We start from the raw sequence: 20,733 nt of genomic DNA on the forward strand, positions 1-20,733 counted from the left end.
CATTACTTATAAGTAAATATTATTCTATTTATATTTCTTCAATTAACCCTTTAACTTCTTTGATACTTAGATTGGTTTCTTCTGCAATAAAGTCAATCTCCATATCTGTAAATTCTTTATCCGTTTTTAGATTCTTGATATAAGATTTCTTTAATTTGATCATATCTAATTCTTTAGCTTTTATAAGGCTAGGATGTTCTGGTAATATTATATTTTTACCTGGAATTTGATTAACTGGGTCACCTATCTCTATACTAATACCGTTTTCTCTTGCAAAAGATAATTGAGCAGATACATGTTTTCCTGCACCTGTATATTCCGTCTCCTGCACAACGATAATTTTATCTTCATCCATCTGTGTAGCAAGGTCGAATGCTGCTGTTACCGATGTATTTCCAGCAGGTCCTCTTTCAAGTCCTTCAACCATAGCTAATGCTTCTGTCATATAAAACACTTCGCCTTGTGATACCGTTACATATCTATTCATATATTTTAATGGTCTTGCTGCTGATCTTGGAACATCTGACCTATCTGGATTAGTAGAAAAAGGCACACCAAAACCTGTATGACCTGTAGTAAATGATTTTTTATTGAACTGATTATCACTTGCCATATGAAGCCCTGTCAAATCAACACTTGCACCAACTATAACCGTATCTTTTGCTCCGCATTTCAACAAACCTCTTGCAGTTCCTGTTAAATTACCACCACCTGCATTAGTGACAACTACCATATCTGGATCCTGGTTTTCATTTTCTCTGAACCATGTAGCTAATTCATATCCCAATGTTTCAATGCCTGCTACACCAAAAGGAGTATATAGGGAAGCATTAAAATAACCTGTCTCGTCAAGTATTTTAAGGAAAGTATAGAATAACTCAGGTCCTACAGTAAGTTGAATGACTTCTGCTCCATAAGCTTCACATTTCCTTGCTTTTTCAATAATCTCTGGCTGTCCTTTTCCCCTACTGTCATAGCATTCTTGTATAATGATGCATTTCAATCCCTGCATAGCCGCTTGACTTGCAACTGCCGCACCATAATTACCACTTGTTGCAGCTACTACACCTTTGTATCCTAATTTTTTGGCATGATAAACAGATACTGCAGCACGTCTGGCTTTGAAACTACCTGATGGATTGGCTGCTTCATCTTTCAGAAATATTCTAGCACCTTTACCTTTGCCGCCTATTTTTCTAGCAAGTTTTGTTAGATTCTTGAGTTCATAAATAGGTGTATCTCCAATACTAGTACTTTTTTCTATTTCTCTAACTTGGTCTAGATTATATCCTGTTTTTCTCATCATCTCTTCGTAATCAAAAACAATACCATCTTTTTCAAAATCATTATAATCAATACCAACTGCTTTTTTCATGATTTCATTTTTTCTACTCATGATTGCTTCATAACTTGTTTCTCTACTCACTATCTGCACCTCCTAGAATAGTCCTAAGCTGATTACCAATATAAGAAAGCTCAGGTATATAATCTCCAAAAGTATGTTGATAGCTTGGATTAATCTCTATTAGAGTTCCTTCTATTTCACGTCCTATATATGTTTCTATAATAACTTTGTCATTGATACATGCTTCTTCATTAACTAAAAAACCTTTTACCCACATTTCAAGAGGACACTTTTTAGTATCTTCAGGTAAATGACTAGCCCTCTTATCTGGTTCTAAAATAATATTATGAATTCTAACCCAGTCACCTTTTTTTGCTATCATAATAAATACCCTCCTTCATTATTACTGACATAGTAATAAGTAGACGGTATAGAAAATTCTATACCATCAACTGATTTATAATTCTATTAAATCTCTCATATCACCCATAATAGCTCTTGGAACAGGTAAATCCAACATGGTCTTAAGCCCAGCTCTTGCATTAATTACATGAGGAATCATATTGACGCACATTGCAATAGTACCGATTCCACCAGGAATTTCTGGATTAATAGCCATGTTGACATCTGGAACACCTTTAATTCTTATGTAATCACCAGTACTTACCCCTTCAAGCTCTGGCTCTATCTGTTGAGGATGTATCATATTGATTTTTCTTTCCCCATTGACCATTCCATGACCAACCATATTGACGCCTGCCACATCACCTGCTTCTACTTTTGCATAAGGAGTTTCTCTGTACACATTAGTAATGATAGGCTTACATCCTTGATTGATTGGACCATCCAACTTCCAGCCTATTGCATCTGTAATCATCCTTATGGATTCAGCAAAACCTACATGACCTGCTAAAGAGCCATCTTCTACTTTTCTATTAAAATCATCTGCTTTGATACCTACACCTTGCTCTTCCATTACTGTTGGTCCAAAAGGTGATAGACTATTTACTCTTTCACATTCTATACTTTCAACTTCTTCACAAGCTCCAGTTAATACAACAGCTAGTAAGTCCATAATTAGACCTGGATTAATTCCAGTTCCCAAAACTGATACGCCATTTTCTTTTGCAAACTTATCTATTTCATCTGATAATTCAGGGGACCCCGCCCTAGAATATGCCATCTCTTCAGCAGTAGATATTACATTTATTTTCTTTTCAGCGATATATTTAATTTTATCAAAAGCTCCTTTTACATAAGAATCTGTACATAATAATGCTATATCTGCACAACCTTCTGTAAACACTTCTTTTTCGTCATCTTTAATGATTACTTCGCTTCTTTCTTCTCTATCTACTCCTAGAACTTGATACATGCTTTTGTTAATTTTATTAGGGTCTTTATCACATACTCCAACTATGCTGACACCTTGTTTCTTTAACAGCATCTTAGCCATTCCGCTTCCCATAGCTCCAAATCCCCAAATTACAACTTTTATATTCTCCATACCTTATCCTCCTCTATCAATCTGATTAATCAAGCAAAACTACTTACATCATCAGCTTGATACACTATTATAATTATAAAGTCGCTACCATAACAGCTTTTATGGTATGCATTCTATTTTCTGCTTCATCAAATGCTACACAATATTTACTTTCAAATACTTCATCAGTTACTTCCATTTCACTTATACCATATTTGGCTTCTATTTCTCTACCAACAGTAGTTTTCAGATCATGGAATGCTGGAAGACAATGCATGAAAATAACTTCATCATCAGCCATATTTATCATATTCATATTTACTTGATATGGTTTTAGTAATTTGATTCTTTCTTCAAAATGTTCTTCTTCACCCATAGAAACCCATACATCAGTATAGATAACGTCCACATCACTGATACCATCTTCTATTGAATCGGTAACTGTTATAGTAGCACCTGATTCTTTAGCATATTCTTCTGCTTTTGAAACTATTGATTTTTCTGGGAATAATTCTTTTGGAGATACTATTTTAAAGTCCATACCCATTTTTGAAGCACCTATCATTAATGAGTTGGCCATATTGTTTCTACCATCACCCACATATGCAAATTTTATTCCCTTCAAATAACCCTTGTGCTCGAATACAGTAAGAAAATCTGCTAATATTTGAGTTGGATGAAATTTATCTGTAAGTCCATTCCATACAGGAACGCCTGCATATTTCGCTAGGTCTGTTACTGTATCATGGGAAAATCCTCTAAACTGTATACCGTCAAACATTCTGCCTAGTACTCTAGCTGTATCAGCTACAGATTCTTTTTTGCCTAATTGAATATCTCCTTTTCCTAGATATTCTGGGTGAGCACCTTCATCAACAGCAGCTGTCACGAATGCACACCTTGTTCTTGTAGAAGGCTTTTCAAAAATCAATGCTATATTTTTTCCATCAAGATTCTTAGGTCTTATACCTGCATATTTTTGTCTTTTTAATTCACTGGCTAAATCAATCAAATACTCAATTTCCTTCATAGAATAATCCTCTAACGATAATAAATGTCTACCTTTCAAATTAAATGCCATAATACCTTCCTCCTCCAAAAAATTTATATTATTTTATCTTTGATATATGTTAAATATATTTAGATAATTAAATATCTTCTCTTATAATTGGCATACTCATACATCTTGGACCGCCTCTGCCCCTTGATAACTCTGAACTGTGAATAACGTGTGTCTTAACACCGTTCTCATTAAGTATCCTATTTGTTACATAATTTCTGGAATAAACTACAACCTCACCAGGAGCTATTGCTAGAGTATTAGAACCATCATTCCATTGCTCTCTTGGTCCATCAATTTTATCCCCACCTGCACATCGTATTAAAGTAATATCCGTTAATCCAAGATATTTTTTTAATATTTCTTGTAATGTTGCTTTTTCTTCTGTAACTTTAATAGAATTATCTTTCTCTTTAGTTATTGAGTAAACTGTTAATGGTCCTTCTATTTCATGATGAATAGTAAACTTATTATAATCAATCATTGTAAAGACTGTATCTAAGTGCATGAATGCTCTCTTTTTAGGTATATTGAATGCAAGTATTGTGTGAAAACTCTGACCTGAATCAAAAATATTTCTTGCAAGTGTTTCTACCGAATGCGCTTCTGACCTTTCAGAAATACCTATAGCCAAGACATTCTTATTAAGTATCAGTGTATCTCCACCTTCTAGAGATGTTTTTTCATCACGATTATATAATATTGGAATATGAGCATCCCGAAATCTAGGATTATGTTCTATTATATATTTCATAAACAATGTTTCTCTGTTTCTTGTAGACGTTCTCATCTTATTTATAGTAATCCCGTTCCCGATTGCAGCAGCAGGATCTCTAGTAAAGTATAGGTTTGGCATTGGATCCAGTATAAAAGGATATTTCTCATCTACCAAATAAGATAAAGATTTTGCTATATTAGGTAATTCGCTTTTTCTTATTCCTGACATCATCTTTCTAATTAACATACCATCATCTTTATTGTCAAAATACTCTAACAGTGCGTATTTCATACTTTCATCATATATTCTAGCTTCATTTAAAAAGTCCTTTATTAGATTTTCTCTAACCTTCTTATCCTCTATTGCTTCAACTACCAAATCTTGTAGGTAAAGCACTTCAACTCCTTGTTCTTTTAAAGTCCTTGCAAAATAGTCGTGCTCCCTTATAGCTTCTTTCAGATACGGAATTTCATCAAACAAGAGTTTTTCCATAATATTTGGTGTTAAGTTTTCTATTTCAGCTGAAGGTCTATGAAGAATTACAGAAACTAGCTTACCTATTTCAGATGTTACATGGAGTGGATTATCGTAAGACATCAACTTCCCCCTTTTACATTAGTATTTTATGAATAAAAAGCTATTAGTCATAGCTTAATTAAATAGAAAAAATCATCAGTTCATTGTCCATGAATAAAATGGTTCATATGTCAGAAATATGCACTTTCACATACATATTATCACATAATTAGCTTGCAATAACAACCACATTTTTTAATTAAAATTACCTTTAAAATATTATGAATTTATATTCAATGCTTTTCGGATAAATATTCAACAAAAACCCCCATTATTACTGTATTTTCTATTATAAAACGTTTAATTATAAATAAATTTTTTTTTATAATTTTCTTAAAAAAGTTATAGTTTTATAGAATTATAATATAAAAAACCCTATTGATTTTAAAACTATACTTTATTAAATCACTCTATAAAACAATCTTTTAATAATAGTCACCATAATATAAATATTATCAATATAACATAATATATATTTTGTTTTTAGTATTATTATCAGTATTTAAAAGGGTTAAAAATAGAGCATCTTACTAGATTAACCTAGTAAGATACTCTATCTATTTATTAAATATTAATATTCTAAAACAACCATTTGATGACAATCTATTTTTCCTACAGTATATGTTATTTTATGACCTTCTTGATTAAATTCAACTTCTGTCATCTGTGGTGCCAGATATATTTTATTTATTTCTTCATTAATTTGTAATTGGACTTGTATATCGTATATTGGCACTATATCTTCAATAACCTCTACACCTTCACCACGTTTAACAGGTACTGCATACAGAAGATGGTTTATGAATCTATCTTGCTCTTTTTGATGTTGAAGAGTTGTTATTCCTTGCTCTCTAAGATTGGTTATTAATGTCTTGGAATCATTTAATAATTGATCCAAAGCATATTTAACGGTATCTTTTAATATTAAATGCCCTTTTGTAGCATAATCACTGAAGACTTTCCAAGCTATATAGATACCTGAATCACTTTTCACCATTCCTGGAGAACGTTTACCAGGCTCATTGGGTGTATGAAAATGTGAAGAAAAGTGCAATAGGTCTCTATTAAAATATGAGTCTTCTCTTTCTCCTAGAACTTCTCCTTTGTCTAGTGAAATCTTGATTCCATCACTGTACATAATAAATGAAGTACTTCCAAGTCCTTGATAACTGAATTGTGGAATGAAATAGTCTGGTTTATAAGGATTTTCACCTTCATAGCCAACTCCTAGATCAAGTGCAAATTTTTGTTTCATTTCATCCAAACCAGATTGCCCAGTAGCTAAAATCTGTCCACCCTGTGAAATATAATCTTTCAATTTTTTCTCAAGAACTGAGTTTATTAATATCACATCAGGCAATATTATAACTTTATACTTGTTAAAATCTTCTTCTATATCTATAACATTGAATAGATAATTGCCTTCCAACAGCATTCTTACAGCTCCTGAATCGCTTCTTCCCACAAAATCGTGAGGGTCATCCATATCTTTTCTTCTTATACATTCTTGAGATAATAAACCGATATCAGCTACAGCCTCAACATCATCACACCAAGCCTCTTTTTCTTCAACCTCTTTATATGCTTCACCAATTAATCCATATGTTACTTCATCTAGCATTCCTTGAGGATGCATCTGATCTCCAACACATATTTTAGCTCCATTGGCTAAGTTGAGTGCCGCCTCATAGCGAAGTGCATTAGGATGTTTGAAACCACCGAATTCTCCCCATGTAGTATGAAATTTACCTGTCATACCTAAGAATTCTTTACCTAAACCTTGTACATATCTGGCAGATAATGGAAAATGGTCATATCCCCATCCACCAGTAGGTAATGATTCTAATTCAAAATGTGTATAATATCCAAATAAATCTCTTCTTCCTTTTTCCATATGACCACTGTTATGAAAGATTTTCATATCTGGTTTAATACTATGTATGGTTTCTTCTATCCTTTGCAGATAATTTTTATATACTCTTTCTCCTAGTTCACTGACAGCCTTATCATCTCTAGGGTCCTTCCCCTCACTGATTAACTGATTCATACAAGTCTGACAATAGCATTTACGAGTTCCCACTATATCAAGGAATATTCCTTCTGTATCATATCTATTTACCACTTCTTCTACCTGACTCAATAAATAGTCTAGATATGGTGTATTCATACACAATTCATGATAACCTGCAACGGTAAAATCTTTTACCCACGTTGTACTTTGGTCTTTATTTCTGAACAACCACTCTGGATGCTTTTTTGCCATCATTTCATCCAATCCAGCAGATATATATATCTGAGTTTTAACATCTATTTCTTTACAAGCCTCTAACATATTTCCCAACAAGTCCATCTCTAGTGATGGATGTGACTCGCTAACACCATTTTGATAATATAACCAGCCATGATGACCTTTGGCGAAAATATTAATTGAATTTACATGACCTTTTTTTAGTGCATTCTGAAATTGTTTTTTATCAAATCTGCTACCTACTCCTGGAATATTCTCTCCTGTATGAAAATCTAAATGAATCTGTCTAAATGGCATTTTGCCCATAAAAATTCCTCCTTGAATATCTTAGATAATAAAATTCTAACATAATCTTAGGAGGACTATCTTTATAATTATTAACTTGTTTTTTAATAATATTAACATATTGTATAATTAATCTACTATAACTATTTTTTCCATTCAAAATGGTCTGCTTAGCTAAATCTTTGTATTATCCTTAAGAATTCCAGTCACCTGTTATTGTATGCCAAACATCATGTTTAAAAACTTCTTCACCATCATCATTCTTTCCTATTAAAAATATATTATCACTATGATCCATAATCAAATTAGCATCTTCGCCTTCTATACAAAAAACAAACATTGCTTCACCATTTACTCTCTTTTGATAATAAAATCCTTCATCAACTGTATTAATTAATTCAATTGAAGTTATATTTTCATCATTAACTATTCCATGTAATTTAATATACGGTTCACTTCCAGAATAGGACCATGTAAAATTAACAACTTCATTATAATCAATTTTACTACCACTTACTTGATCTCCCGATGACCAAAACAAAAATTTTTTATTTACTGTATTGGCAGATATCCAATCTTTATATCTACATAAATATATTTTACCAAAATCTGTATCAACTGTTTCAATAACTTTTGAAGGTCCATAATGATATGTTCTTTCAGATTTTTCATGTGCTTTCAATGGCGATAGTGATAAATATGATAAAGAAGAAAGTTTGAAACAAACTACTATCAAAACTACACATAAAATCCATTCAAATATTCCTATCAATTTTTTCAACTATTGTCACCTTCTTTACTTACATCTACAGTCATCTCAACTAACCTATCGTATTGTTCATATTTTATAATAATATTATCCGTAATTTTAATTTTTGAAAATTCCAGTACTCCTTGTTCTCCCCATAATTTGCCAGAACTCCAACCTCCTCTATATTTAAAAATTTCATTCTCTTGATTTCTTATTTCAAGTGCTCCATTATTAAAAGACCAGCCTTGTTCGTTTCTTATCAACTTGTATTCCATATAGGTTATGCCATCATCAAGTATCAATCTCTCAACAATAAACTTATCATTATCAATTAACATATTTTTATTAATATCATATATAATAGCTTCATCGCTATATTTACCTTTTGAGTCAGGTAATAATATTGTACTATCAGATAATATAAATATCATACATATAACAATTATTACTCTTCTTAAGATTTTCAAAATACTCTCCCCTTTATATCTTGAATCTACCGTTGCTTCCTATAGACAGAAGCAGTTATTCCTGTATAATTCTTGAATTGATTAGAAAAATGACTAACTTCTGTATAACCCACTTTTTGTCCAATCTCAGAAATGGATAGATCCGAATTCAATAAATATTGTTTAGCCTTCTCTAACCTTTGTCTTTTCACATAATTCATTGGCGTGTTTCCAAAGTGCAAACGAAAAAACTTGATGAAATAATTAACTTGAAGATGAGCAATTTCTGCCAACTGCTCAACAGTAATAGATTCTCCCAAATGTTTTTCAATATATGATAAAATCAATTCTAATTTTTCTAATGATGGAGATTTGTACATATGTAATTCTTTTACATTAATCTTCTCCAAAAAATATGCGATAATCTCCAACAGCACTCCTTTTGCTTTTAGTATAGAAGATATATCATTCTTTCTATCAAGAATAACCAATTGCTCGAATAAATCAGTAAAATAGTCCTTATCTTCTTTAATGTTAATTATGTTAGGAAAATCAAATATATCAAAAAGATTCTTATCGCCAATAGTTGCAGTAAAATGGCACCAATATTTTTTATAAAAGTTATTGTTGATATATGAAAAAGCATGTGGTTGATTGGCTGGTATTATAACCAAATCTCCTTTTTTAGGAAATAAACTCTTATCACAGGTCTCTACCCATCCATCTCCCTCACATATATAATATAATTTGTTAAAGTAGGGAATATAGCTTTTTTCTTTCCATGTATCATCACAATGGATATAATCTGCAATAATTAGATTAACATTCAGATTAGACAAATAAGCCTTACTAAAATTTTTCTCATCCTCCATAATATTCCCCCTTACATTGTTATATTGAACATTCACTGATTACTGAAATATCTTCTCGTAACAATAAAAAGCTAAATCTCTCCCTGGAAAATATACTTCTCCGACTTTTTCATATCCTAATCTATCATAAAATGAAAGAGCAATAGGGTTACCACTGTAAGTATCCAATCTAATTGTTTTATAGTTTTTTTGTCTAACCAGGTCTTCAGCGAAACTCATGAAACTCTTTCCTATACCTTTTCCTTGTCCCAAAGGACTGACCGCTAACCTATGTACAACAAGTATACCTGTTGATTCACTCTTCCAGTCAACAGTCTTGTATTCCTCATCTTGTTCTTCATTAAGGGTTATTATACCTAAAAACCTATTTTCATCCTTCATTACATAGAGGTTACCATCTGCTATATCTTCTAAAATTACTTCTTCATTAGGATAATTTTCATTCCATTGAAATATATTTTGTGCTCTCATATTATTAACACAATCACTTACAAGTTTCATAATCTCATCTTTATCATCTATTATTGCTTTTACTATCTCTGACATAATCATCTTCCAATCTATTTATATTTGTATTATTCAAAATCATTCTACTATATAGCAATAAAAACATACACTATATAAGTTATTACACATACACAAGTCGTAGCTACTGTAATATTATTCACAAGCTTAGCATTCTTTTCATCACCATATCTTCCCACAAAAATCGAAAGTGAAAATGGAGGTGGTAATATAAGCAGTGTAAAATACCCATATTCAAGGTACTTATCAAAAACCATGAATTTATCAATTATGAGAAATTTTATTAAATAACCCACTGATAACATAATTACATAACGCATTATTACGTAAATAATTGTAGGCTTGGTATATTGTTTATCAAAAGATAATCCATAACCAATCACTATAAGAATAAGTGGTGTAGCTACCTGGCTAAAATATTCTAATGTAACATACAATCCATTGAGTACAGGCTGTTCAAACAATAGGTTTGATATCCCTAACAGATTAATAGTAATACCTAAAACAAGAGCTATGATCAATGGCGAAGTCAAAAAACCCTTTAATGTTTCTAGGCTCAATTTTTCATTACTGAATACTACCTTTACCGCTGATATATATATAATCCAAATAAAAAACTCATGTCCAATACCCATAATTGCCATAGAAGGTAAATTAGCTTCACCAAATACAGTAACATATAGAGGAATCCCTAATAGTCCGAAGGTAAACCCAGACATGATAAAAGGCAAAACAGGATTACTTATTTTAGGAATCTTATTGAGTAGAAATCCAATAAATAACATTAAAATACACAAGAACATTATTGAAAAAATTAATCCTACATATTCCTTTTTAAGCTCTATATTGACAAATGCAATAAACAAAACAGCTGGAAGAGCCATATCAATAACTATCTTTTTAATACCATCAATAGTTTCTTTACTAAGAAAATCTGTTTTTCTGATAAGAAAACCTATAAAAAATAAAATAAGTATAGGCATTACTTTAGATATTAGTTCCATTATGTTATCCTTTCTTGTTATCTAATTCTTTTAAGCAAAATTTTACATATCACTGAAAATTATACCATAAAAATATATAGAATATAACTACTTTTAATTCAACTTATATACTATTTACTCAACTTTCCCACTTCAATATTCTATGCAGGTAAGCTAATTAAAAGGCTTTGCAGAATAAAAATATAGGTGTTTCTTCTATCTTTTTATTCTGCAAACCAAACCTATAACCCTTAATTTACCTGCATTAAATTAAAGGTGGAAAAGTTGAGCTATTTATAATTATAAAAGCCAAAATTTTCTATATAGGTTAATGTTTATGTTTCGCATAAATAAAAAATAAATACAAAAACTATAATTATATTTTGAAATAAGGTGATGATATGAAAAAAGGTTATGTATTAATAACTGGCGGAAATAAAGGAATAGGACTGGAATTAGCTAAATTATTTGCAAAAAATAATTATCCATTAATATTAGTAGCTACAGATATCCTTGCACTTTATGAAGCTAGAAATATAATTAAAAAAAGTTACAAAGTTCCAGTTAGTCTAATTCAAAGAGATCTGACTAAAAGAAATGCTGTTGACGAAGTATATAAAATTATAACTGACAAAAAAATCCAAGTAGATATCTTAGTCAATAATGCCGGTTTTGGAACTTATGGTCCATTCATAGAGACAAATCTAGAAAAAGAGTTGGATTTAATAGAGCTCAATATAAGAGCGGTTACCCATATGACAAAACTATTTTCACAAGATATGGCTAAGAGAAGGCACGGAAGAATATTGAACATTTCTTCAACCAGCGCTTTCCAAGGTGGCCCATATATGGCTGTATACTTTGCATCAAAAGCCTATATATTACATTTTACTGAGGCAATTCATAATGAATTTAAACCTTACGGTTTAAGAGTCACTGCTCTGTGTCCTGGTCCTACTGATACTAATTTTACTGATTATGCAAAAGGTTCAGGCAAAGCACGTATATTCCAATCCATGCTTTCTGCTAAAAGAGTTGCAACAGCAGGTTATAATGCTTTGATGAAAAATAAGTTGTTCAAAGTAGTAGGTATCAAGAATAATATATTAAGGCAACTTAATAGGCTTTTACCAAGAGAAGCAGCAATTAATATTGCTCAATATTGTTTATTGAAAGAAAAATAGTTAAATATATGATTGGGCTGTAGCATTATATTTTTTAATGCCCCAGCCCATTATTAATAATTAAATTTTGATCTCAGATATCTTGACTGGTCGACCTTCTTTCAAAGACTTCTTAGCAGCCATGCCTATCATAACGCTTTTAAGTCCATCATAGACTCCAACTGGTACAGGCTCATCATTTACGATTGCATTTATAAAACAGTTCATCTCTTCTCTAAAAGAATCCATATATCTTTCCAAAAAGAAATATAGTGGTTTTTCACCTATAATACCTTGTTCATTACTTATCATAGCTGTTGATGGTTTATCATTTGATGTAGATACCATTCCCTTAGAACCAAACACCTCAGCTCTTTGATCATAACCATAAACTGCTTTTCTTGAATTATCTATAACAGCTAGAGTACCATTTTCCATTCTCATAGAAATTAAAGCTGTATCTACATCTCCTGCTTTACCAATCTCTTCATCAATAAGAACATCTCCCTGTACATAGACCTCCTCTACATCACTATTGACTAAATATCTAGCCATATCAAAATCATGAATAGTCATATCAAGGAATAATCCTCCTGACACCTTGACATAATCAATTGGTGGTGGGGCTGGATCTCTAGATGTAATTTTCATGATATGAGGATCTCCTATTCTTCCCACATTAACTGCATCTCTGACAGCTTTAAAATTATGGTCAAAACGTCTGTTGAATCCTACTTGATATTTCAAGTTTTTATCCTCTAGAGCATTAATGACTTCCATAATCTTATCAATCTCCAAATCAACTGGCTTTTCACAAAAAACATGCTTAGAAGCTTCTATTGCTTCTAGTGAAATAGGAGCATGTGTATTGGTTGAGGAACAAATAAGTACCCCATCTATGTCTTTATCTTGAAGTATTTTTCTATAATCCTTATAGCATCTTGTTATACCTAACCCTTCAGCCCACTTTATAGTTTTATCTGTCATGTATATATCTGCGATTGCTACTACTTCCCCACGTGGAACATTATAGCATATATTCTCTGTATGTAATTTACCTATTCTACCTATCCCAATAATACCTATTTTAACCATAACTAAAACCCTCCTTATTCAATATAAAAGAATTTAGATACAACTTTAGCTGTTTTCTCTTTTCCTATCTTAATTGTTTCTTCTATGTCCATATTCCAATACTCTGGTCTAAACAACTCAACTGAAACCATTTCATCATAGCCGATGACTTTTAGAACAGCTAGTATCTCATCAAGATTGATTACTCCATCTCCAGGCCATAGACGTTTATCATCACGAGCAGCACCTATTGGTAGATCTTCACTATCATCAATATGGAAAATAAATATCTTATTTCCATCTGCGGCTTTTAAATCATTAATATGAGATCCCATAGCATGAAAATGGAAACAATCAAGTACAAGACCTACGTTATCAAGATCAACCGTTTTCACTATATCATATGCTTGTTCAAATCTATTAACCGAACAGTTAGGATAACCTACAAACTCAAACGCCAATTTCACATTATAATCCTTGGCTATCATAGCTAACTCAGTTATCTTATTGACAGTTTCTATCTTTATCTGTTCTCTAGTATAATCCCCAACATCAAATGTAGGTACAACAACGATTTTTTTACAATTGATTATGTTACCCATTTCACATAGAAACTTAAGATTATTCAGTATCTCTTGGTATCCCTCTTCATCTCTAAAAGTTATGAATTCTAGAGCATTGAATGCAAAAGGCTTAATCTTGTTTTCTTTGAAGAAGTCAGCTAAATCTTCAATAGTATTTCTAGTAAGATAATCCTTAAGTTTATCTAATCTAATTTCAATTAGGTCATATCCATATTTCTCACAATAAATTAAATCTTTCTCTAAAGTTGAATATTTCATAGTTGTTGCCTGATTAAAACATATTTTCATTTTTAATGTCCTCCTCTTGAAATTAATGAATATTTATAGTTATGCGGTCTTTGTATTTTTTCTCATATCAAATACTACAGCTCCGACAATAATTAAACCTTTTACAATCTGTTGTATATAAGGAGAAACCCCTAATAGCAATAAGCCATTATTAACTACTCCAAGTATTAAGATACCAGCGATGACACCGCCTATACGTCCAACACCACCATTATGGCTTACTCCTCCAATAGTTGCAGCAGCTATGGCATCCAACTCATAATTCAATCCTAGAGTTGCAATACCTGAACCTGTCCTTGATGCTAATAAAACCCCAGCTACAGCAGCACAAAATGAAGACCATGTATAAACTAGAATAATATTTTTCTTTACTTTTATCCCTGCAACCCTAGCAGCTACATCATTGCCTCCGATAGCATAGACATTCTTACCGAATTTCGTATGATTAAGTAAAAACCAAGCTATTATGGCAAATATAATAAGTATAATCAACAGATTAGGAATACCTAGAATATTTCCCTGTCCCACTGTTTTAAATTCTTTTTTAAGCATTGGTACAGGATATGCATTAGTGTATAGCATTGCAATACCCCTAACAATAACCATACTACCTAACGTTGCGATAAATGGTGGAATCTTAGTATACGCAATAAGAGACCCATTGATAACACCAAAAATCGTTCCGGCTAATATTCCAGCAATTATGGCTACAGGTAATCCAATACCTATAGGCATATCCAACCCTTTGAACATCTGTGCACTATACGTAGGATTCTGAATCAAACTTGCTGATACAACAGCTGATAATGCAACAATGGAACCAAGAGAAAGGTCAATCCCTTTTGATAGAATACAAAAAGCTACACCTAGTGCCAATAACCCCTTAATAGATTCAGTTGTAAATAGATTTATTATATTACCCACTGTCAAAAATTTTGGAGAAGCTATAGTTACAACAATAACTAAAAATATTAAAACAATATATATAGAATTTTTACTAGCAAATTTTTTATAATCAAATGACTTATTCATGATTTCCCTCCTCATTTCTTTCAAAACCATCTGTTGCATATTTCATTATTACTTCTTGATTAGCATCTTCACGGTTAATAATACCTGTCATTTTCCCCTCATGCATTGTTAATATACGATCACTCATCCCCAATACTTCTGGCATTTCAGAAGAAATCATTATTACTGCTTTGCCATCTCCAGCCAGCTTAGTTATTAAAGTGTGTATTTCAGCTTTTGCACCTACATCAATACCACGGGTAGGTTCATCAACCATTAGTATATCTGGATTGGTAAGTAATGCTCTTGCAACAAGAACCTTCTGTTGATTACCACCACTAAGACTTTTTATTTCGGTATCATAATCAGCAGTTTTTACATTCAATTTATTAATATAATCTTCAGTATCATCATGGATTTTCTTATGGTTGAGTTTAATTCCTTTAGAATAATTATCCAAACTAGATAGAACAGTGTTATCTCTAACACTCAAAACAGGAATAATACCCATTTTTTTACGATCTTCAGTCAATAGACAAAGACCATATTTTAGTGCATCATATGGATTATTAATTACCACTTCTTCACCATTAATATAAATATGACCGGCTGTCTTAGGTCTAATTCCAAAAATGGTTTCAACTATTTCTGTTCTTCCAGCACCAACCAATCCAGCAAAACCAAGAATTTCTCCTTTATGCAATTCAAAAGAAACATTCTGAAATGAATTTCCTGAAGCTAAGTTCTCAACTTTTAATACCGTTTCACCAATTTCACAGTCTATTTTAGGAAACATTTCTGTGAGATTTCTACCTACCATCAATGAAATCAATTTATCTATATCCAGATTGTCTGCATGATCACTACCGACAAACTCACCATCTCTTAAAACTGTGATCTCATCACATATTCTAAATATCTCATCCATTTTATGCGAAATATAGATTATAGTTACACCCTTAGCCTTTAGATTATTTATTATCTTAAATAATTGTTCAGCTTCTGTTGTAGTTAGTGCTGATGTAGGTTCATCCATAATAACGATATCCGCATTGAATGACACAGCTTTTGCTATTTCAACCATTTGCATCTTAGCCACTGTCAGATTGCTCATCAATTCATCTGGATCAATATCCATATGTAATTTATCTAATAATTCCAATGTATCTTGTCTCATCTTTTTATGATCAATCATAATTTTATTTTTCAAGGGTTCTCTACCAAGCCATATATTCTCAGCAACACTTCTCGCTGTCACTACATTAAGCTCTTGATGAATCATAGATATTCCTTGTTTCTGTGCAGATAATGTATTTTTAATATTTATTTCATTCCCCTTTAGAACAATCTTTCCAGAAGTCATTTGAAAAATACCTATCAAGCATTTCATCAACGTTGATTTTCCTGCACCATTCTCTCCCATTAATGCATGCACAGTTCCAGGTCTAACTCTAAAATCAACACCTTTTAACGCTTTAACTCCAGGAAATACTTTAACGACATCAATCATTTCTAATATATACTTACTCATTAAAGTTCCTCCTCCATATTTATTACATTTATAGTTAAAAGCTGAGGATTTTAGCCCCAGCCTTTTATTACTATACTTATTCTACAAAATCCGCTAGATTATCTTGGGATACAATTTGGAAAGGAATCCATCCATATTTTTCAACTTTTTCACCATTTGCCATTTTATATGCAAAATCAAATGCTCCTGAACCTTGTCCACTAGCATCTTGGAATATAGAACATGCCATTTCTCCAGCTTCTATAGCAGCTAGAGCATTAGCTGTAGCATCAATTCCAACAACTGGAACTTCTAATTTGTTCGCTGATTTCAATGCTTCTATAGCACCTAGAGCCATTTCATCATTATTACCGATAACAACATCAATAGGTTTTCCTGTTCCAATGAATTGTTGCATTTTTTCCATAGCTTTTGCACGATCAAATTCCGCAGTATCTTCAAATTGTTTAACAAGAGTGAATCCATTTTCTTCGAGAGTTTCTTTTACCGCTTTCGTACGTGCATTTGTATGTTGCAATCCAAGTGTTCCCATAAATAATACATAGTTGATTTCTTTATTACTTTTATCTTTAAAGTATTCAGTTAGAAATTGTGCTTGTAACTGACCTGCTTCATATTCATCAGAACCTACAAATGAAGATTTCTCCGCATCATCAAGGATAGGTTGGTTAGGTAATCTATTAACAAATACAACAGGTACATCTCCAGCTGCCTTCAATATTTCTTCAGTTGTATCTGTGTTAACTAGATTAACAATGATTGCACCACATTCTTGTGATACAAAGCTACTAATATGTGATAACTGTTTCTGAATATCATTCTCTGCATCAAAAGCTATTATCTCTGCATCACTTTGTTTTTTAGCTGCATCTTTTACAGCTGTTTCCAAAGTAGAAAGGAATTGGTCACGAGATGACATTGTTAAACCAATCTTAATCTTTTCATTTTCCCCACTGCCATCATCTCCACCATTATTTGTAGTAGTTGTTTTTCCCCCACAACCAACAAACAATGAGCCTGTTAGAATACATGTAAATAATAATGCCAAAAATCTCTTCATTTTCTATCTCTCCTTATTTGATTATTAACGTATTTAGATATGATGTTATATGAGTTTCTAAATATGTTTTAATAAGTTTCTTCATATATAATTGTAAAATAAAATGCACGTCCTTAATAGACATGCATTTTCAAGATAATATACTGTTTTATTTACGTGTAATACTTTGATATTAATTTTTAATTCCTATGCAACCTTTTAAAATGTGTAAAATTATGATTTATGTGTAATATCTTGCTTACAATTAATCAACATATTTTCTATAACATAAAGGACTAAGTCCAACAATTTTCTTGAATATTTTACAGAAGTATCTATAGTCATAAAATCCACATAACTTAGCTATATCTTTAATCTTTTTATTAGTACTACTCAGTAGACTTTTTGCATTGTCAATACGAATCGCAGCTAAGTAATCTGTAAAATTCATCTTAGTTTCATTTTTGAATATACGACTCAAGTAGGTTGAATTAACATCCAATTGTTCTGCAACACTAGTAAGAGAAATGGTCTTCTCATAATTATTATTCATATATTCTATAGCTTTGGCTACTGTGATATTGGTAATTTTGGTAGGGATATTAGGATAATAATGAATATGTTCCCTGTAATTATCTATCATTCTTTTTACTTGTTCAATTGATGTTATATGTTCATATATCTGGGGCTCCCTATCAATCTGAAGTATTCTATCCATCTCTTTCATCCAATCTATAACAACTGCTGAATTGATATATTCTCTTTCAAAATATTTTATCTGCTCTTTTGAACGTTCCATTATTTCTTCGATATCAGCTGTTATCAATAATTTTTTGATATCATCATAAAATCTATTGAAAGTTTTTTCCTTATGTATAATATTTATCAGCTCATGATACAATATCTTATCTTTGTTATAGAAGCTTCTTTCTAAAGCTTTCTGTGCATGATTATATGCATTTTTCAGACTTTCTTTACCAATACAAATATCGCTCACACCTATAACAGATGAAAGCTCATATTTCTCTTCTATGAATTTATGGAACTTACCAGCTATCTCATTCAATATTAAATGACTTGAAATAGATGTTGCATCTACGATAATTGTATAATTATAGTCTTTCGTAGCTATTATTTCATACTTGTAACTTTTGTCTATTATATTTTGGCTCATACCAACTAAATCATTAAATATGGATATTTGTTTTTGCTGATCATTTTTATTATTTGGCTCATAAGTTTTTAATATCTTGATTTCTATGACTGCTGTCTTAAGCAGAGATAAATTAAGATCATTATTTATACATTTTTGTTTCAATTGATTATAATCATATTTATTCTTACTTACATTATATAAAAACTTCTTTTTAAGTTCATTACTTCCTAGATCAGCTAAATGTAACAATTTCTTTTTTTCTTTGGCTTCTTCTCTTCCTTCGTCTACTTTTGTTCTTAGAGTATTAAGTATATTATCTATGTTTTTCTTATTAAAAGCATTCTTTAAAATATAATCATCTGCCCCATGTTTCAAAGCTTCTTTTACATAATCAAAATCGTCATGACAACTTAGTACTATGATTTTACATTGTATTTGCCTCTTTTTTATCTCCTTTATCAATGAAATACCATCCATAACCGGCATACTGATATCCGTTATAACCAATTCCGGTTTAAGGAGTTCTATCTTTTCTAGTGCCTGTTCTCCATCTTGAACATTATCAACAATCAAGAATCCTTCTTTTTCCCAATCTGTTACAGCTAGTAAAAACATACGAACTAAATAATCATCATCTACAATCAATGTTCTAATCATACTCTTCACCTTCTTCTAATTGTTTATTTTCAAATATTTTTTGGCATTTTCATTGGTAATTAACTCACTCTCTATATAAATATTGCTTTCTATTTCTTTTCCATCTAGATATTTCACTACTATATGCATTGTTTCATTAGCAATATCATACCCATTTTGCGAAACCATAGCAGTTATTTTACCATCTATTATTTTTCTGATACTATCTGTTTGAGTATCCACTCCAATAATTGATATAGGTTTGTCCAGTTCAAGAAATTCCAGTCTATCCATAACACCTAATGTCATAGTTGCATTCGTACAAAAAATACCATCGATATTAGGATATTTATCAAGTATTTCTTTTGTTTTTTGTACAGAGTCCAAGAAACTACAATAAGCTTCCTTTTCATAAACAATTTCTATATTCGTCTTAGACTCAATATAATCTTTGAATCCTTTAAGTCTTTCTATATGAGGTGATTGGATTAATGTCCCTGTCAGAATTGCTACAGATCCTTCATTATCCAATAATTCATTCATATATTCACCAGCGATCTCTCCTATCTTTATGTTGTTAGAACCTATGTATATCTCATCTTCTTCATAAATATCTGTGTCCATTGAAAACACAGGTATATTTTTCTCCTTGGCAACATTCATATATTCTGTATTGAATGAATCACAAGGAACAACTATTATTGCATCCACATCGCTATTTAACATATCATTAATTAAAATACTTTGCTGGCTTACATCCTTTTCTGTTTGTGGATGAACAATTAGAACATCTACGTCTAATTCATCAGCAACTTTCTCTATACCTGACTTTAAAGACAAACAATATTCACTATCCATTGCCTTCAATACTACTCCAATCTTATACTTGTCCTTATAACTATCTTCTAGATAATTTTTATTGTTCACATGGGAATTACATCCGCATAATAATAGTA

General features: G+C 31.4%; 19 protein-coding genes. 1 reads left to right on the forward strand and 18 read right to left on the reverse strand.

The features are described from left to right. Positions 1–28: 28 nt before the first annotated feature. The 11 genes from ortB to ACX6CF_RS08820 all read right to left on the reverse strand — a co-directional run bounded on the left by ortB (position 29) and on the right by ACX6CF_RS08820 (position 11,316). Entirely contained in the window at positions 29–1,426 is a 1,398-nt protein-coding gene (gene ortB / locus ACX6CF_RS08770) for a 2-amino-4-oxopentanoate thiolase subunit OrtB (RefSeq protein ID WP_458784947.1), read from the reverse strand. Beyond that, positions 1,419–1,727: a 2-amino-4-oxopentanoate thiolase subunit OrtA gene (gene ortA / locus ACX6CF_RS08775; protein ID WP_458784948.1), complete on the reverse strand. Its 309-nt coding sequence runs from the start codon at positions 1,725–1,727 to the stop codon at positions 1,419–1,421. Before ortA ends, ortB begins: the two co-directional genes overlap by 8 nt. A gap of 75 nt (positions 1,728–1,802) precedes the next feature. Continuing rightward, positions 1,803–2,852, reverse strand: a complete 1,050-nt coding sequence (gene ord, locus ACX6CF_RS08780; protein ID WP_458784949.1) for a 2,4-diaminopentanoate dehydrogenase — start codon at positions 2,850–2,852, stop codon at positions 1,803–1,805. 73 nt (positions 2,853–2,925) lie between these two features. Next, the gene (gene argF, locus ACX6CF_RS08785) at positions 2,926–3,912 is read right to left on the reverse strand and encodes an ornithine carbamoyltransferase (RefSeq protein WP_458784950.1); all 987 of its coding nucleotides are present in this window, start codon (positions 3,910–3,912) and stop codon (positions 2,926–2,928) included. A 67-nt stretch (positions 3,913–3,979) separates the two neighbouring features. Beyond that, on the reverse strand, positions 3,980–5,206 hold the full coding sequence (arcA, locus tag ACX6CF_RS08790) for an arginine deiminase (protein ID WP_458784951.1): 1,227 nt from the start codon (positions 5,204–5,206) through the stop codon (positions 3,980–3,982). Between the two features lie 550 nt (positions 5,207–5,756). Further along, entirely contained in the window at positions 5,757–7,739 is a 1,983-nt protein-coding gene (locus tag ACX6CF_RS08795) for an alpha-amylase family protein (protein ID WP_458784952.1), read from the reverse strand. 172 nt (positions 7,740–7,911) lie between these two features. Further along, positions 7,912–8,499, reverse strand: coding sequence for a hypothetical protein (locus ACX6CF_RS08800; protein WP_458784953.1), 588 nt, complete (start codon positions 8,497–8,499; stop codon positions 7,912–7,914). Next, positions 8,496–8,936: a hypothetical protein gene (locus ACX6CF_RS08805; protein ID WP_458784954.1), complete on the reverse strand. Its 441-nt coding sequence runs from the start codon at positions 8,934–8,936 to the stop codon at positions 8,496–8,498. The genes ACX6CF_RS08800 and ACX6CF_RS08805 overlap by 4 nt, the downstream gene beginning before the upstream one ends. 26 nt (positions 8,937–8,962) lie before the next feature. After that, positions 8,963–9,787, reverse strand: coding sequence for an AraC family transcriptional regulator (locus ACX6CF_RS08810; protein ID WP_458784955.1), 825 nt, complete (start codon positions 9,785–9,787; stop codon positions 8,963–8,965). Positions 9,788–9,826: 39 nt separating this feature from the next. Beyond that, positions 9,827–10,333 carry a GNAT family N-acetyltransferase gene (locus ACX6CF_RS08815; protein WP_458784956.1) on the reverse strand — a complete coding sequence of 169 codons (507 nt, stop codon included), beginning with the start codon at positions 10,331–10,333 and terminating at the stop codon, positions 9,827–9,829. Positions 10,334–10,380: 47 nt separating this feature from the next. Next, positions 10,381–11,316, reverse strand: coding sequence for an AEC family transporter (locus tag ACX6CF_RS08820; protein WP_458784957.1), 936 nt, complete (start codon positions 11,314–11,316; stop codon positions 10,381–10,383). A 380-nt stretch (positions 11,317–11,696) separates the two neighbouring features. Here ACX6CF_RS08820 and ACX6CF_RS08825 point away from each other — a divergent pair, with 380 nt between their 5' ends. Further along, positions 11,697–12,479 carry an SDR family NAD(P)-dependent oxidoreductase gene (locus tag ACX6CF_RS08825; protein WP_458784958.1) on the forward strand — a complete coding sequence of 261 codons (783 nt, stop codon included), beginning with the start codon at positions 11,697–11,699 and terminating at the stop codon, positions 12,477–12,479. 60 nt (positions 12,480–12,539) lie between these two features. On the opposite strand, the gene iolG is transcribed toward ACX6CF_RS08825, so the two are convergent. The 7 genes from iolG to ACX6CF_RS08860 form a co-directional block, all read right to left on the reverse strand. Then, positions 12,540–13,553, reverse strand: coding sequence for an inositol 2-dehydrogenase (iolG, locus tag ACX6CF_RS08830; RefSeq protein ID WP_458784959.1), 1,014 nt, complete (start codon positions 13,551–13,553; stop codon positions 12,540–12,542). A gap of 14 nt (positions 13,554–13,567) precedes the next feature. Continuing rightward, positions 13,568–14,404, reverse strand: coding sequence for a sugar phosphate isomerase/epimerase family protein (locus tag ACX6CF_RS08835; RefSeq protein WP_458784960.1), 837 nt, complete (start codon positions 14,402–14,404; stop codon positions 13,568–13,570). 39 nt (positions 14,405–14,443) lie between these two features. Then, positions 14,444–15,436, reverse strand: coding sequence for an ABC transporter permease subunit (locus ACX6CF_RS08840; RefSeq protein WP_458784961.1), 993 nt, complete (start codon positions 15,434–15,436; stop codon positions 14,444–14,446). Further along, entirely contained in the window at positions 15,429–16,946 is a 1,518-nt protein-coding gene (locus ACX6CF_RS08845; protein ID WP_458784962.1) for a sugar ABC transporter ATP-binding protein, read from the reverse strand. The genes ACX6CF_RS08840 and ACX6CF_RS08845 overlap by 8 nt, the downstream gene beginning before the upstream one ends. Positions 16,947–17,022: 76 nt before the next feature. Next, positions 17,023–18,006, reverse strand: a complete 984-nt coding sequence (locus ACX6CF_RS08850) for a substrate-binding domain-containing protein (RefSeq protein WP_458784963.1) — start codon at positions 18,004–18,006, stop codon at positions 17,023–17,025. A 244-nt stretch (positions 18,007–18,250) separates the two neighbouring features. Continuing rightward, positions 18,251–19,798: a response regulator transcription factor gene (locus tag ACX6CF_RS08855; protein ID WP_458784964.1), complete on the reverse strand. Its 1,548-nt coding sequence runs from the start codon at positions 19,796–19,798 to the stop codon at positions 18,251–18,253. 15 nt (positions 19,799–19,813) lie between these two features. Then, entirely contained in the window at positions 19,814–20,704 is an 891-nt protein-coding gene (locus ACX6CF_RS08860; RefSeq protein ID WP_458784965.1) for a substrate-binding domain-containing protein, read from the reverse strand. Positions 20,705–20,733: the final 29 nt, after the last annotated feature.

The sequence above is a fragment of the Vallitalea sediminicola genome, from assembly GCF_054408565.1.